Raw genomic sequence first — 14,440 nt, forward strand, 5'->3', positions numbered from 1 at the left:
CGCGCGACGCCGTTCGCCGCGGCGCCTCCCTCGCGGTGGCCACGCGCGGCGCGGCGGGCGCCATGGCGGTCCGCGGCGCCGAGACGTGGCACTGCGACGCAGTCGCAACCCGGGTGGTCGACACCACCGGGGCGGGCGACAGCTTCGTCGCGGGCTTCATCGCCGCGCGATTGGACGGCGCGCACGTGCCCGCCGCGCTGCGGGCCGGAGCACGTCAGGCCGCGCGCACGTGCTCCCACCGCGGCGGCTTCCCGCAGTGAGCCGGTGAGGATGCGAGGATGAACACCGTGAGCAAGCGTCCAGTCCGCACCGCGTGGGTCGCGTGATGGCGCCGTCTCCGGCCGAGCCGCGTCGGCGAGCATCGGCCCCCACCTTGCGCGAGGCGATCAGCCGGATGATCGCCGACGACGGCCTCCAGCCGGGCGACCGCCTTCCGACCGAGACCCGGCTTGCCGAGCACTTCGGCGTCGCGCGGTCGACGGTCCGCGAAGCGCTCAAGCAACTGGAAGAGGAGGGAATGGTCGACGCGATCCAGGGCAAGGGACGGTTCGTGTCGGCAGCCGCTGCCGCGATCGTCGAGCGACCGATCACGCGCTACGAGGGCGTCACCGAGATGTTGACGAAGCTCGGCTACGCCGTGACGACCTCGGTCTTCTCCGTGACAGAGGTCGCCGCGGACGCACAGCAGTCGCGCAGCCTGGCGGTCGCGCCCGGCGCCCCGCTCATCCGCCTCGCGCGCCTGCGGTACGGCGACGAGGAGCCGCTCGTGTTCAGCATCGACTATGTGCTGCGCGACGCGCTGCCCGGCCCGCTCACGCACCGCGACTGGTCGGCGCCGCTCACCGACGCGCTCGACGCGTGCGGCCATCCACTCACCTCGTCGATCGCCCGGATCAGCGCCGTCGACCTGCCCATCGAAGTCGCCCGCCGGCATCGGCTCATGGGGCTCGGACCGTGGCTGCTGGTCACCGAGACCTGTCTCACCCGCACCGGGCGGCGAATCCTGCTGGCGGAGGACTACCACCGCGGCGGACGGATCGGCTTCAACGTCCGCCGCCAGCGCTGACGCTCTCTCCGGCCCGGGGCGGCGCCACCGACGCGCGCGAGACGAGGGTCGTGGGGATGGTCTCGACCACCGTGCTGCCGTCGTCGCCTGAGATGCGGGCGAACGCGTGCCGAGCCGCCGCGCGGCCGAGCTCGAGCATCGGCTGGGCGATCATCGTCAGCGGCGGCTCGATCACGCTCGCCCACGAGCTGTCGTCGAACCCGATCACGGAGATGTCGTGCGGCTGGCGCACTCCGGCGGCGCGCAACGCGCGCAGCGTGCCGACCAACGCGTCGGTCTCGCTCGTCAGGATGGCAGTCGGCGGCGATTCCAACGCGAGGACGGCGTCCACGGCGCCGACCGTAGCCTCCTCGCTGTGGTCGCAGTGGGTCACCAGCATCGGGTCGACGGGGATGCCGGCCTCGTCCAGTGCGTCCACGTATCCGCGCAACCGCTCGGCCTGGCTCCACAGCCAGTAGCCGGCGGCGTCCAGGAGCCCCCGGCGATCCGGCGCGCGCTCGCGAAGCGGCGGCCCCCACGCGAACGCGATGCGCCGATGGCCGAGCTCGATGAAGCTGCGCACGGCGTCTCGCGCCGCCTCGCGGTTGTCGATGACCACCGCGTCCAAGTCGAGGCCGCCGACTCTGCGATCGACCAGCACGATCGGGATCTTCCGGCTCATCGCCTCGAGAATGTGGGCGGTCTCGTTCGGGCGCAGCGCCGCCGAGGCCAGGATGATCGCGTCGACCTGCTTGTCGATGAGCACGCCGACCGCCGCCTGCTCCTGGGCGACTTTCTCATCGGTGCTGAGCACGATCGCGGTGTAGTCGGTGTCGTCGCAGGCGTCGGCGACACCGCGCATCACGCCCGCGAAGAAGGGGTTGCCGGCATCGGCCACCACCACGCCGATCGTGCGGGTGATCCCGGTCGTCATGCTCCGCGCCAGGCTGTTCGGGCGATACCGCAGCTTCTCCGCCGCCGCGAGCACGCGCGCGCGCGCCTGCGGGCTCACCGCGCCGTAGTTGCCGAGCGTGCGCGCGGCCGTCGCCTTGCCGACGCCGGCCTCCGCGGCGACCTCGGCCACCGTCGGCGAGGATCCGGGTCTGCGCCGAGACTGCGGCATCCCTCCCCCTTCGCGACGAACGGAACGTCCCGACAATCTATCGGAACGCCGCTCCCGCCCTACGTCGTCCGGCCCTCGGGGACCCGCCGGCCGTGGCCGAAAGCGCCGTCAATGTAGCACTGCTCCGCCGCGAACGCCGACCCCGCTTGCAGGGCCGCGTCAATCGCGTCCGCGGCGGGGGCGGCGCCTCGGCTCCAGCCCGACTCCAGCAGCGTGCAGACGGCGGCGGCCAGCAGGGCGTCGCCGCATCCCATCGTGTCGGCGACGCCGCGCGACTCGTCCAGGGGCACGGCGGCAGCACGGTGCAGCCGCGACCCGTCGAACAACACCGAGCCGTGCGCCCCACGGGTGCCGATGGCGAGCCCCGCGCCCTTCCCGACGACGGCGCGAAGCAGCGACTCGGTCTCGTCCTCGCCGAGGTGGGAGCAGGACAGCATCGCGAGGTCGAGGTGCGGCGCGAGCGGGTCGAGGTACTCGGGCGCGCGGAACTCGTCCTCGCTGGAGAAGTCGTAGGAGACGAGCGCGCCCGTCTCGGCCAGCGCGGCCATCTGCGTCTCGCACGCCGAGTACACGCTGGAGTGCACGAGGTCGAACCCGCCGACGTACGCCAGGTCGTCGCTGTCGAGGACGATCGGTTCCCGGACGGTCACGCCGCCGTCGTTGCCGCCGAGGAAGATCCGATCCCCGTCGACGACCTCCACGATGGCGATTCCCGTCTCGCCCTCGCGGACGACAGAGCGCGAGATGTCCAGGCCCATCGCGGTGAGCTCGGACCGCAGGAACCCGCCCAGATCGTCCGATCCGAACACGCCCATGTACGCTGTCTCGACGCCCAGCTCGGCGGCGAAGACCGCGAAGTTGACGCAGTTCCCGCCGGGATAGTCGATCCCCCGGTCAATGAATCGATCGATGACGTTGTCACCGAGGCCGAGGAGCTTCACGCTAGCCGACCTTAGTACTCGACGACGCGGTAGTACCGGCGGACATCCAGCCGGTGGTTGCGCACAAGCTCGAGATGGGCGCTGAGCCGGCTCGCGGCGGTGCCGATGACCAGCGGCGAGACGAGTGCGCGGAACGCGTCGTCGAACCCCTCGAGCGGGTAGTCGGCGGTGTCGAACACGGTGACGTCGTCCGAGTAGAGCTCGACGAAGTTGCGCACGCGGTCCATGAGCGGCCGGGTCTCGTCCTCGCCGTAGAACAGCAGCGTCGTGGTGTCCTTCTCGATCAGCTCGAGCGAGCCGTGGAAGAACTCCGCGGCGTGCACGCGTGTGGTGTGCAGCCACTGGCACTCCTCGAGCACGCACATCGAGTACAGGTAGGCGTATCCCCAGACGTTGCCGGACCCGACGACGAAGAGGTACTCGACGTCCTTGTGCTTGTTCGCGAAGACGGATGCCTTGGAGTCGGCGCGCTTGGCGACATCCACCATCAGGGACGGAAGCAGCGCGAGCTGGTCGGCGAAGCGGGCGTAGTCGGCGAACTCGCCGCGGCGCTGCAGCAGTCCGGTCACGAGCAGGAGCAGCTGGATGTCGTACGAGTGCGCCGACGAGAGGAAGACGTGGTCGAGCGCCTTCGCGAAGGGGCTGTCGGAGTCGCCCGTGAAGCCGACCGTGACCGCGCCGCGCTCTTTCGCCCAGTCGATGGCGGAATTGACGTCGGGAGTCGACCCCGTCGCCGAGACGAAGACGGCGAGGCTGCCCTCGCCGAACGCCGTGTCGGGGGCGAGCATGAACTCCTGCGCGATGGCGGCGGTGCCGGGAAGGGTCGACTTCGTCTGGAGCAGGAGCGCGTAAGGCATCATCTCGGCGTACGAGCCGCCCGCGCCGAGGAAGTAGACATTCTTGACGTCGTCGCCCAATCGAGCCACCAGCGCCTCGATGTCGGGCCGAAGCGCCGCCGCGCTCGACAGCTGGGCGGTGAACTCTTCCTCATTGAACTTGAGCACGGTGGGGTCCCTTCTCCGGTCGAGAGTAGTGATACCGGTATCACTGCACACATGCTTTCACATCGGTAATTACAGGTCAAGGGACCCGCCACCTGTCCGACAACCGGGCCCCCTCCGCGTGATTCGCTGAGACTCCATGTGCAGGCCGAGACCCTGGGGGCAACCCGCGGTCTCAGCGCTCGGATGGAGTCTCACCGGGCGGAAGGCCGCGGCAGAGCGCGTCTCCGACCCCGTGCGGCAGTGGACGACGCTGCGCCCGCCGCGGCGGCGCGCAACGAGGCCGTTGGCGCGAAGGACCCCCAGATGAGTGCTCACTCAGGCGCTGTCCGCCGGGCTCGTGGACGAGGTCGCGATGGATGTCGTGCCCGTCGTGTTCGGTTCCGGTCAGCGCTACTTCGGGCGGTCAGCCCCGCTTGGCCATCGCCGTGACGAGCTCGTACACGAGGTGGCTGGCGGCAACCGCCGTGATCTGGGCGTGATCGTAGGCCGGCGCCACCTCGACGACGTCGGCGCCGACGATGTCGAGGTCGGCCAGTCCGCGAATGATCCGCAGCAGCTCGCGACTGGTGAGGCCGCCCGCCTCGGGCGTGCCTGTGCCCGGCGCGTGCGACGGGTCGAGCACATCGATGTCGATCGAGATGTAGAGCGGCTTGTCGCCCACCCGCTCCCGGATGCGCTCAAGAGCGGCGGGAACGCCGTGCTCCTCGATGAACTCGGTGGAGACGATCTGGAACCCGAGCTCGACGTCGTCGTCGAGGTCGCTCTTTCCGTAGAGCGGCCCGCGGATGCCTCCGTGCATCGAGGCCGTCAGGTCGATGAGCCCCTCTTCGGACGCCCGCCGAAACGGGGTGCCGTGCGTCATGGGCGCGCCGAAATAGGTGTCCCACGTGTCGAGGTGGGCGTCGAAGTGCAGGACGGCGACGGGGCCGTGCTTCTTGTTGATCGCGCGCAGCAGCGGCAGCGCGATGGTGTGGTCGCCGCCGATCGCGACGATCTTGTCCGCCTTCCCGCCGAGCTCGGTGGCGGCGTCCTCGACCGCCTGCACGGCCTCGTCGAGGTTGAACGGGTTCGCCGAGATGTCTCCGGCGTCGACCACCTGTTTGAGCGCGAACGGCGACGCGTCCTGCGCGGGGTTGTAGGGACGCAGCAGACGGGATGCCTCGCGCACGTGCGCGGGACCGAACCGCGCGCCGGGGCGGTAGCTCACCCCGCTGTCGAACGGCACGCCGACGATGGCGATGTCGGCGGACGGCACGTCTTCGATTCTGGGGAGTTTGGCGAAGGTGGCGATTCCGGCGTATCGCGGCGTCCTGCTCGCGTCGACCGGACCCCGCGGAGGCTCGGCGCTCATCTGTTCGTCCTCTCGGTGGTCCGCCCGCACGTCGGTCTCACCATGCCTCCAGCTCCAGACAGACGTCGAGCAGCAGCCTGGAGTGCACGCGATGCCACTCGTCGGTGTCGGGCTCCGGCCAGGTCGACAGCTTCACGATCGCCGAGTCCGTGCGCGGGTCGAGCCAGAGGTTCTGCCCGTGGATGCCGATCGCGCTGATGTTGCCGCGTTCGTTGCCCATGCACCACCACTGGCGCGTGTAGGAGCCGTTCTCGAATCCGCCGGGAAAGTGGTCGTCCATGACCGCGGGGTCGCCACCGGCGAAGGTGGCGTCGATCCACTCTTGCGACACCGCCCGCCCGCCCGGGCCGATACCGCCATCGAGCACGAGCCGCCCCACGCGGGCGAGATCCCGAGCGGTGCACGAGACACCCCCGTTCGCGAAGCCGAAGCCGGTCGGGTCGACGGTGATTGTGGCGTCGCGGTCGGCTCCGAGCTTGGACCACAGTCTCTCAGACAGCGCGGTGACGTACCGCTCCCCGGTGACCCGTTCGATGAGCCACGCGAGCACGTCGGTGTGGGCCGAGCTGTACTGGAAGCGCCCCACCGTCCCGTCGCCGCGAAGCGATGCCAAGAACGCGTAGTCGTCCGCCGGGTCGCCCGCGCGACGCGGGCGCCATCCACCCGCTCGATCGTGGGTCTGCACTTCCGAGGCGGGGTCGACGTAGTCCTCGCTGTAGTCGACCTGGATGACCATGTCCAGCAGCTCCTGGACTACAGGGCCGTCGTAGACCGAGCCCGCCAGCTCGGGAATGTACTGGACGATGCGCTGCGCGGGATCGATTCGCTCCTCGTCGACCACGGAGCCGAACACGAGCCCGCACAGCGACTTCGACACGCTCATCACGAGATGGCGGTCGTGGGGCGCGAAGCCGTCCCGGTAGAACTCGGCGACGACCTCGTCACCGCGGAGCACGAGGAACGCGTCGGTGTATGACTGCTCGAGCCGCGCCTCGAGGTCGGGCAGCCCCGGCGCCAGGCGGTTCAGGCGCGACACCGCGCCCGTCGGATGCGGCGCGCGCCGCGACACCACGGCGGACGGCACGATCTCGCCGAGGTGCGCAAACGTCCATCGATTGTGCGGCGGCTCCTGCCAGTTCTCGAGCGACGGCTGTTCCCTCGGCGCGCCGCGGTAGCGAGCGGGGTGGGGGCCGGTGCTCATGCGGCGCGTGCTCCCCGGCGGACGCGTCGTCCGGCCAGCAGCGCGTACATCGCCGCCGATACCAGCATGCCGAACGGCACGGACAGGTCGATCCCCGCCGGGATCTCCAGACTCATGTCCCCGAGGGCTGCGGCGAACGGCCCGGTCCACACCTCCGTCGAGAGGAAGAGCGCGGTGGCCGTGCCGCCGACGACGACCGAAGCGAGGCCGGCCAGCCCGAACCCGCCGTGGTACCAGTAGATCGATCCCCGCCCCTCGTCGAAGAGCTCGAGCGCGTCGTAGCGGTTGCGGCGCAAGAGGATGTCGACGACGTAGACGGTGATCGTCGGCAGCGAAATGATCAGCAGGAACTGCAGCATGAGATTCACCGCGTCGAGCAGCCCGGTGGACAGCACCAGGAAGATCGTGAACGCGGTGCCAAGCACGCCGATGAGGATCGCCGACGGGATGCGCTTGATCGGCACGCCGATGGACTGCAGCGCCATGCTGGCGGTGTAGGTCGTCATGCCGTTCAGCGCGATCGTGTTGACGATGACGCCGAACACGAACAGGGCGCCGAGCCACCCCGGGAGCATGTCGAGCAGAACCGTCTCGATGCCGGTCTCCTGCATGGTGTCGAACGACACGATGCTGCCCAGAAGCGCGCCGAATCCGGTGAAGAAGAAGCACGGGATGGCGCCGCCGAGCGCCGTCGCGGCCACGACCGCAGCCGGCTTGGTGGTCTTCGGGAGATAGCGGGCGAAGTCGGCGCTGTTCGAATACGAGAGCGGGGTCGAAGCGAGCAGTGCGAAGGCGATCGTGACGCTCGACCACAGGCTCACGCCCTCCAGCGGGAACGGCTGCTGGAAGCCCCAGTCCAGCTGCGGGGCGACGACGACCATGACCGCGAGGAAGATCACGACGAGCACGACCGTGATCAGCGAGTAGGCCCGCAGAATCAGAGCGTGGCCGTAGACGGCGACAAGCACGGTGATGGCGGAGACCACGATCGACACGAGGATGAGCGCCAGCGTGTGATCCGTCATCCCCCAGCGCATCAGGAGCTCCGCGCCCATGAACGAGGAGGCCACCCAGTTCAACGCGAGGAACACCCCCGACACAAGCCAGCCGTAGAAGGCGATCACGACACGGTTGCCGTGGATGCCGTAGATCGCGCGCTGGATAACGGACCCCGACGTGCCGGCGGCGGGGCCGCTGGTGGCGACGATGCCGGGCAGGATCCACAGCACGCTGGAGACGAGGATCACCAGCAGCGCCTGCCACACCTCGAGGCCGAGCACGATGGTCAGCGTCGCCCCGATCGTGAAGTTCAGAACGCTCACATTCGGGGCGGCCCAGACCGCGAACAGGTCGCGCGCACGCCCGTGGCGGTCGGACTCGCGGATCGTCTCGATGCCCCGAGTCTCGAGGTGGCTCGCCGTGTCGACGAACGTGTCGGACTCCCTGGATTCGCTGCTCGGCACGGCTTGTCCTCTCCCTCGACCGAACGCTTGTTGGTCGATAGGCCAACAAGCGTTCTCCCGCAATCAAATAGCATGGCCCGGATGGTGTCAAGGGAGAGCCCGCGGGCGCGGCGCAAGCCGCCCGGGGAGCGACGCGCCGAAATCACGGCAGCGGCGGCGGCGGTCGCGCTCTCGGCGGGCCTTGAGCGCGTCACGTTGCGTGTCGTCGCCGGAGAGCTCGACGTGCGGCCCGGACTCATCCACCACTACTTCCCCGCGGCGGACGACCTCGTGGCGGCGGCGTTCGCGTTGGCCGTGTCCGGCGAGCGCCGTCGCATCCTCACGGCGGACGGCAGCCCCCTGCGGAGATTGGCGCACCTGGCATCGTCTGTTCAGGACGAGCGCGGGCACGAGCTCGCGCGCCTATGGCTCAACGCCCGGCACCTCGCGCGCTTCAACGCGTCGCTGGCCGAGGCCCTCGAGGAGCAGGAGGCTCTCGACCGTGACCAGTTGACGCAGCTCATCGAAGACGGCGTGCGCGACGGGACGTTCCACACCGACGACCCGTTCGCGGCGTGCGTGCGGATCTTCGTCGCGATCGACGGGTTCGGCGCGTACGCGAACAACACGCAGCCGTTCATGCACTTGTCGTTCACCAACTTCGTCACGGACGTCGCCGAGTGGTCACTGGGGCTCGACGCGGGATCGCTCCGCGCCGCGCTCGAGGGCGGCGCGGAGCCGCCCGGCGCCGTTCACGACCGGACGTAGACCGACCGGCCGCCCACGACCGTGCGGACCACGCGGGCTTCCAGCAAAAGCGACGGATCCCCCGCGGTGATGTCGGTGTCGAGGACGATGAAGTCCGCGAGCAGCCCGGCGGCGACACGCCCGTAGTCGTACTCCGCGCGGCACGCCCATGCGGCGTCCCGGGTGGCGTGTTCGATGGCGTCCAGGAGCGGGAGCGCGTAGCGAGGCACGTTCGGGTCCAGCGTCGGGTCCAACGCCGACCGGCGCGTGGCCGCGATGAACATGTTCGGCAGCGGCGCCTGGGGCGACGTCGGCGAGTCCGTGCCGAACACGAGGGCCGCACCGGCATCCGTCATCTCCGGCCACGGGAACCCGCGGTCGACGCGATCGTCGCCCAGCATGGCCCGCCAGTTGCCCTGGATGGCGGGGTCGGAGTGGACCGGCTGCATGCTCGCGACGATGCCCAGCGCGGCGAGACGCTCGATCTCGTCTCGGCCGACCACCTCGAGGTGCTCAATCCGGTGCCGACGCTCGGCGGGGCCGTTGGCGGCGACGGCGGCCTCCACCGCGCCGATCGCGATGCGGACAGCCTCGTCTCCGATGGCGTGCATGGCCACCTGGAGTCCGGCCGCGTCGGCGGCGACCACCACGGGCGCGAGCTCGTCGAGGCTCCAGATCGGCTCTGCCGTCGACCCGTCCGCGTAGGGGGCGCCGAGCGCAGCGGTGCAGCCGTCGACGGTGCCGTCGACGAGCACCTTGATGCCGGTGACCCGGAGGAACGCCGAGCGGTGGCGACGTGCCAGCTCGGCCGCGCGCTCGACCTGCGCGAGGTTCGCCGCGAGGTCGCCGGTGGGCTGCACACGCCAGTGCGCCACGATGCGAGCGGTCAGCTCTCCACGCTCCTCCGCCGTGCGCAGTGCGCCCAAGTCGCCCTCGTCCAGCGCCATCTCCGTCGCCGCCGTGACGCCGATCTCGCGATACGAGCGCAGCGCGCTGGCGAGGTGGCTGTCCAGGTCGTCGGGCGTCGCCATCCCGTCCAGCACCGGCCACACGAGCCGGTGCATGGCCGTCTCGTCCACGAGGCCCGTCGGCCCGTTCTCGTCCGAGTGGATCTGTCCGCCCTCGGGTGCCTCGGTGGCCTCGTCGATCCCGACCTCGGCGAGAGCCGCGGTGTTGAGCCAGATCGAGTGATAGTCGTACGCCTGCGCGTACACCGGTCGGTCGGGAACGATCGCGTCCAGCAGGTCGCGATGCGGCTGCCGGCCGCCAAACGCGCCGTGCGCCCAGCCTTGCGCGCGGATCCGCGGCGCGTCGGGGTGGGCGGCGGCCCACTCGGCGACGCGGCGCTGGATCTCCTCGACCCGGTTGGCTCCCCACAGGTCGATCTGCTGCGCGGCCTCACCTGTCCCCACCACATGCGCATGGCCGTCAACGAAGCCGGGGAGCACGAGTGCGCCGCCCAGGTCGATCGTCTCCGCGTCGCCGCCGGCGATCCGCTCGGCAGTGTCGAGGCGGCCGACGTACGCGACGCGCTCGCCGTCGACGACGATCGCGTCCGCCCACCGCCGATCGGCGGCGGTGAACACTCGGGCGTTGCGGTACAACTGGCGCGGCATGGGGGAAATCCTACGTACCCACGACCGGGATCGAGGCCGAGCCGTCGTGTGGGTGGCACGACGTGTCACCGGAGGAAAGATGTCGCTGCTGCACGTGCGCAAGCTCGTCGTCCAGGTGGAGGAGACGCGCGTCGAGGCGGGCCGGGCTCGGTGATCGTGCTGCCGATCACCAACAAGGACGACATCTGGGAGTTCGACGACATGGATGCCGCGGAGATCTCGATCGCCGATGCCCCGCGCGACGACGAGATGCTGATCGCGTTGGCGCTCGCGATCGGCGGCCGCCCGCTGCACCGCGTGCGAAAGCCATCCTGAAGCGTTCGAGGGAGAGCATATGGGGTTCAAGGCGATGATCCTGCTGACTCGGCGCGACGACATGGCGCCCGAGCAGTTCGCGCGGTGGTGGCTGGACGAGCACGCGCCGCTGGCGGCCCAGCTGCCGGGCGTTCGCGGCATCCGATTCAACCTCGTCGACGACGGCGACGGCCCCGACGGCATCGCGGAGCTGTGGTTCGACAGCCGCGACGCGTTCGACGCGGCGTACGCGACAGAGGTGGGCAAGCGGGTGGCCGCCGACGCTCGGAACGACGAAGCCCTGGTGAAATCAGCGTCTCGCCAGTGCTATTCCGTCGGGATGACAGGATTTGAACCTGCGCCCCCTGACCCCCATGTGCCGGGAGCAGTCGTCAGAGCGGGAATCAGTCGAAGGTGACGACAACCTTGTCGGCGGCGCCGGGGGTCTTGGCGAGCTCGAGCGCGTCGAGGGCGCGGTCGAAGGGGAGGCGGTCGCTGATGATGACGGCGTACTTCTCCCAGTTCTCGACGATGTCGTCGGTGACCTCGAAGATCTCGGTCGGGTATCCCATCGACCACACGAGGGTGAGCTCTGAGGTGAGGATGCTGCCGAAGTCGAGTTCGACGGGGCGTTTGTGCACGGCCACGATTCCGAGGGTCGCGCCCTGTCTGGCGATACCGGCGACGGTCGGGGGGATGCTGGGGGCACCCGCGGCGTCAAGGTAGATGTCGGTCCCGGCGCGCGCACCGCGGTTGAAGACGGTCGCGCCGTCGCCGTGCAGCTCGATCAGGCGGGCCGCGATGTCTTCCTCGGCAGAGTTGATGACGGCGTCGGCGCCCACCTGCAACGCCTTCTCGAGCCGGGCCGGGATGATGTCGACCACGACGATGTGAGAGGCTCCGCGGCGCCGGTATCCGAGCACGGCGCCCAGTCCGATCGGGCCGGCACCGAAGACAACGACCTTCGCTCCCGGCTGCGGGTTCGTGCGGTTGACGGCGTGGTAGGCGACGGCCATCGGCTCGTTCAAAGCAGCGACGTCCCACGGGACGTCTTTCGGGATGACCTTCAGTTGCCGGTCGAGCTGTGCGTCCTTCACGAGCACGTGCTCGGAGAGGGCGCCTTGAGCGCCGCCGGAGCCCAGGAGCCCGTCGGTGAAGGCCATCGTGTCGATGACGACGTGGTCGCCGACTTCGATGTTCTGCACTTCGGCTCCGACCTCGACGACCTCTGCCGCTGGCTCGTGCCCAAGCGGCGTCGCGCCGAGCCGCGGCGGGATGCCGCCGTTGTGGGTATACATCGCGTCGGAGCCACAGATGCCGCAAGCTCTGATCTTCAGCAGAACATCGGCCGGGCCGGGCACCGGCGTGTCGACCTCCACCCATGCGTTGGTATCGGGGGCGATGACGTGTACAGACTTCAAGGTTCTCTCCTCGAGTGTGGGTTTTTGGTGAGTCAGATGGCGAGCAGGGCGAGGACGTCGTCGGTGGTTCCCGTTTCACCGAGGATGCGGAAGACTCCGGCGACGGAGCGGTCGTGGGCGTCCGGGATGCGGTCGGTGGTGGCGTCGGTGACGATGGTCACGTTGTAGCCGAGGTCGTAGGCAGCCCGCGCGGTGGACTCGACGCCGAAGCTCGTCGCGACACCGGTTAACACCACCTGCGTGATGCCTCGCGCCGCCAGCTTCTCCTGCAAGCCCGTTCCGGAGAAGGCGCTCCACGGCCCCTTCGTGACGACGAGGTCGTCGGGTGCCGGTTGGAGCTCGGGGACGAACTCTGTGAAGTCCGCCGGCACTTCGGGCAGCCTGCCGCCGAGCTCAGCACGGCCGGTCGGGGCCTGCGACGGATCGAACCGTACGAACACGACGGGCAGGCCTCGCCGTCGGAACGTGTCGACGAGTCTGGCGGCGTTGTCGATCACGCCCTCGACCGCGTGCGCGGTCTGCGCGGCCGTGGTGCCCTTCTGCAAGTCGATGACGATCAGTGCTGTCGCGGGATCGAGGGTCGTGATGGGCATGGTGGTGTCCTTGCGGTGGCCGTTCAGGCGGTAATCGGATGCGTCTCGGTGTGGGTCCAGTGGGCGCGCCGCGTCAGTGCAGCTGAAGTGGGCGACGAGCTCGCCGACGAGGTGCCCGGAGGCGGCGGGTCCACGCAGCGGTGCGTCGGGGAGGATCGACGTGGATCGCGGTGCTGAAGTGCGTGAGCATCCAGGCGTCGGGCTTTCTGTCGTCGGCGAGGGTGGCCTCGTCGATCTCGGTGATGCCTTTGAACCACGGCTTCATGGCCTTGGACTTCAGAATCGCGGCGGAGGTGCGGATGACCTCGCGCATCCGCACCACATCGCGCTCGTCGGTCAGCACGGTGCGGTCAGGGTCCTCGCTCAGCCGCGTAGCGAGCGGGCCACCGGATGCTCCGGCGCCCACGACGATCACTTCGTATCGCTCGGTGGTCATGCCACCTTCCTCAGTTCAATGCCTCCCCTGACATCCGACCGGCCGGATCGGCCAGCCCACCCAAGAGAATATCTCACCAGTGTTCACTTAATCCGAGATGCGCGAGAATCAGACCGTGACCAGACGAGGAAGAGGACGACCGCGGGAGACCACCCACGACGAGATTCGCGACATCGCCCGCGCCCTGTTCCTGAGCCAGGGCTACGCCGCGACCTCACTGCAACAGATCGCCGACGTCGCCGGCATCAGCCGCACCACGCTCTTCCACTACTTCCCCGCCAAGCGCGACCTCATGGCCGACGAGTTCGACGCCAGCTTCGCCCGTCTGCGGGAGGCCCTCGAGAACAACGATCGCAGACCCCTCGTGGAGGCGCTGGCAGCAGGAATCGCGGCAGCGTTGCAGTTCACCCGCCAAGAGCACGACGCGCTGGCGCTGCGCTGGCGGATCGTGCGCAGCGACGAAGAACTGCGCGCCGATGTCACGTTGCGCACCAGGGACATCATCGACCTTCTCATCGAGCATGGTCGCGCCCAGGCGCCGGGAGCCGCACCGAGCCTCGTGGCGCACATCGTCGAAGCATTGATGGCCGTCGTTCTCAGCGCGACGACGCAGTGGGTCGATCGAGACGAGCCAGCGGTTGATCTGGACGCGCACGTCACCGCCGAGCTCGCACCGTTCGTCGCTGCTCTGAGTCATCTTCTGGCATGACAGCTCCGATGCACGTGGGCCCGGTGATCGCTGCGGCCTGCACGACCACCGGGCCACCGATGTCTGGGTCAGTGCTGCCCGCCCTTATGGGAGTTCACGCCTGGAAGCAACCAACGGACTGCACCCAACCCACGAGCCACTCGACTCCGGCACACTTATTGGCCTTCTTCGGCGTGGTGCCGAGCACTTTCGTCCACGCCTGGTTCTCGGCGATCAGGCGGGTGCCTTGCGTGCCCGCCCGGACCCGGCGCGTCGGACGGTGGTGCGGGTGAGGCGGTAGTGGAGGACCGCGGCGATATCGTCGGCATCGGCGAAGCCTGAATCCACGCTCCGACCCTCCCAACAGGGGCCGGAGCAGTCCCCTGCCCGCAGATTGGTCCATCTCGCGGGCACCCATGGGTCCACTCCGGCAGCGCGGGCGCCGAACCGGATTGGTCCACTTCATCAGCGGGCAGATCACGCCGAGAGGCCGAGTGGACCAGGCAGTGACCACCCCCCGAAACGACGAAGCCCTGGT

General features: G+C 69.4%; 16 protein-coding genes and 1 pseudogene. 7 read left to right on the plus strand and 10 right to left on the minus strand.

Features of this window, described 5'->3' with window-relative positions:
- Both QM611_RS12445 and QM611_RS12450 read left to right on the plus strand, forming a co-directional pair.
- A partial coding sequence (locus QM611_RS12445; protein ID WP_415080236.1) for a PfkB family carbohydrate kinase occupies positions 1-260 on the plus strand: 260 nt, incomplete at its 5' end.
- Between the two features lie 65 nt (positions 261-325).
- Positions 326-1,066, plus strand: a complete 741-nt coding sequence (locus QM611_RS12450) for a GntR family transcriptional regulator (protein WP_415080237.1) — start codon at positions 326-328, stop codon at positions 1,064-1,066.
- Here QM611_RS12450 and QM611_RS12455 read toward each other — a convergent pair.
- From QM611_RS12455 to QM611_RS12465, 3 genes are all read right to left on the minus strand, one after another.
- Positions 1,044-2,129 carry a LacI family DNA-binding transcriptional regulator gene (locus QM611_RS12455; protein WP_415080238.1) on the minus strand — a complete coding sequence of 362 codons (1,086 nt, stop codon included), beginning with the start codon at positions 2,127-2,129 and terminating at the stop codon, positions 1,044-1,046. The two genes, QM611_RS12450 and QM611_RS12455, sit on opposite strands and share 23 nt — an antisense overlap.
- A 98-nt stretch (positions 2,130-2,227) precedes the next feature.
- Positions 2,228-3,109: a PfkB family carbohydrate kinase gene (locus QM611_RS12460; protein WP_415080239.1), complete on the minus strand. Its 882-nt coding sequence runs from the start codon at positions 3,107-3,109 to the stop codon at positions 2,228-2,230.
- A gap of 11 nt (positions 3,110-3,120) precedes the next feature.
- Positions 3,121-4,113 carry an SIS domain-containing protein gene (locus tag QM611_RS12465; protein ID WP_415080240.1) on the minus strand — a complete coding sequence of 331 codons (993 nt, stop codon included), beginning with the start codon at positions 4,111-4,113 and terminating at the stop codon, positions 3,121-3,123.
- Between the two features lie 316 nt (positions 4,114-4,429).
- Between QM611_RS12465 and QM611_RS12470 the strand changes: the two are divergent.
- A pseudogene (locus QM611_RS12470) lies at positions 4,430-4,513 on the plus strand (dihydrofolate reductase); the annotation flags it as partial.
- Positions 4,514-4,516: 3 nt separating this feature from the next.
- Here QM611_RS12470 and speB read toward each other — a convergent pair.
- The 3 genes from speB to QM611_RS12485 are packed head-to-tail and all read right to left on the minus strand — an operon-like array spanning position 4,517 to position 8,128.
- Entirely contained in the window at positions 4,517-5,464 is a 948-nt protein-coding gene (gene speB, locus QM611_RS12475) for an agmatinase (protein WP_415080241.1), read from the minus strand.
- A 37-nt stretch (positions 5,465-5,501) separates the two neighbouring features.
- Positions 5,502-6,665, minus strand: a complete 1,164-nt coding sequence (locus QM611_RS12480) for a serine hydrolase domain-containing protein (protein WP_415080242.1) — start codon at positions 6,663-6,665, stop codon at positions 5,502-5,504.
- Positions 6,662-8,128 carry a purine-cytosine permease family protein gene (locus QM611_RS12485; protein ID WP_415080243.1) on the minus strand — a complete coding sequence of 489 codons (1,467 nt, stop codon included), beginning with the start codon at positions 8,126-8,128 and terminating at the stop codon, positions 6,662-6,664. The genes QM611_RS12480 and QM611_RS12485 overlap by 4 nt, the downstream gene beginning before the upstream one ends.
- An 81-nt stretch (positions 8,129-8,209) precedes the next feature.
- Between QM611_RS12485 and QM611_RS12490 the strand changes: the two genes are divergently transcribed.
- Positions 8,210-8,875, plus strand: a complete 666-nt coding sequence (locus QM611_RS12490) for a TetR family transcriptional regulator (RefSeq protein WP_415080244.1) — start codon at positions 8,210-8,212, stop codon at positions 8,873-8,875.
- Here QM611_RS12490 and QM611_RS12495 read toward each other — a convergent pair.
- Complete coding sequence (locus tag QM611_RS12495; RefSeq protein WP_415080245.1) at positions 8,860-10,470, minus strand: amidohydrolase; 1,611 nt, start codon at positions 10,468-10,470, stop codon at positions 8,860-8,862. The genes QM611_RS12490 and QM611_RS12495 overlap by 16 nt on opposite strands.
- Positions 10,471-10,620: 150 nt before the next feature.
- Here QM611_RS12495 and QM611_RS12500 point away from each other — a divergent pair, with 150 nt between their 5' ends.
- Together QM611_RS12500 and QM611_RS12505 are read left to right on the plus strand one after the other, a co-directional pair.
- Positions 10,621-10,785: an amino acid synthesis family protein gene (locus tag QM611_RS12500; RefSeq protein WP_415080246.1), complete on the plus strand. Its 165-nt coding sequence runs from the start codon at positions 10,621-10,623 to the stop codon at positions 10,783-10,785.
- A 19-nt stretch (positions 10,786-10,804) separates the two neighbouring features.
- On the plus strand, positions 10,805-11,182 hold the full coding sequence (locus QM611_RS12505; protein ID WP_415080247.1) for an EthD family reductase: 378 nt from the start codon (positions 10,805-10,807) through the stop codon (positions 11,180-11,182).
- Here QM611_RS12505 and QM611_RS12510 read toward each other — a convergent pair.
- The 3 genes from QM611_RS12510 to QM611_RS12520 form a co-directional block, all read right to left on the minus strand.
- Positions 11,169-12,185, minus strand: coding sequence for a zinc-dependent alcohol dehydrogenase (locus QM611_RS12510; protein ID WP_415080248.1), 1,017 nt, complete (start codon positions 12,183-12,185; stop codon positions 11,169-11,171). The two genes, QM611_RS12505 and QM611_RS12510, sit on opposite strands and share 14 nt — an antisense overlap.
- Positions 12,186-12,217: 32 nt before the next feature.
- Entirely contained in the window at positions 12,218-12,778 is a 561-nt protein-coding gene (locus QM611_RS12515; RefSeq protein ID WP_415080249.1) for a cysteine hydrolase, read from the minus strand.
- Positions 12,779-12,851: 73 nt separating this feature from the next.
- On the minus strand, positions 12,852-13,214 hold the full coding sequence (locus tag QM611_RS12520; RefSeq protein ID WP_415080250.1) for a hypothetical protein: 363 nt from the start codon (positions 13,212-13,214) through the stop codon (positions 12,852-12,854).
- Positions 13,215-13,329: 115 nt separating this feature from the next.
- Between QM611_RS12520 and QM611_RS12525 the strand changes: the two genes are divergently transcribed.
- Complete coding sequence (locus tag QM611_RS12525; RefSeq protein WP_415080251.1) at positions 13,330-13,923, plus strand: TetR/AcrR family transcriptional regulator; 594 nt, start codon at positions 13,330-13,332, stop codon at positions 13,921-13,923.
- Positions 13,924-14,440 lie beyond the last annotated feature (517 nt).

It is taken from the genome of Microbacterium sp. (genome assembly GCF_047606685.1).
In the GTDB taxonomy this organism is placed as follows: domain Bacteria; phylum Actinomycetota; class Actinomycetes; order Actinomycetales; family Microbacteriaceae; genus Microbacterium.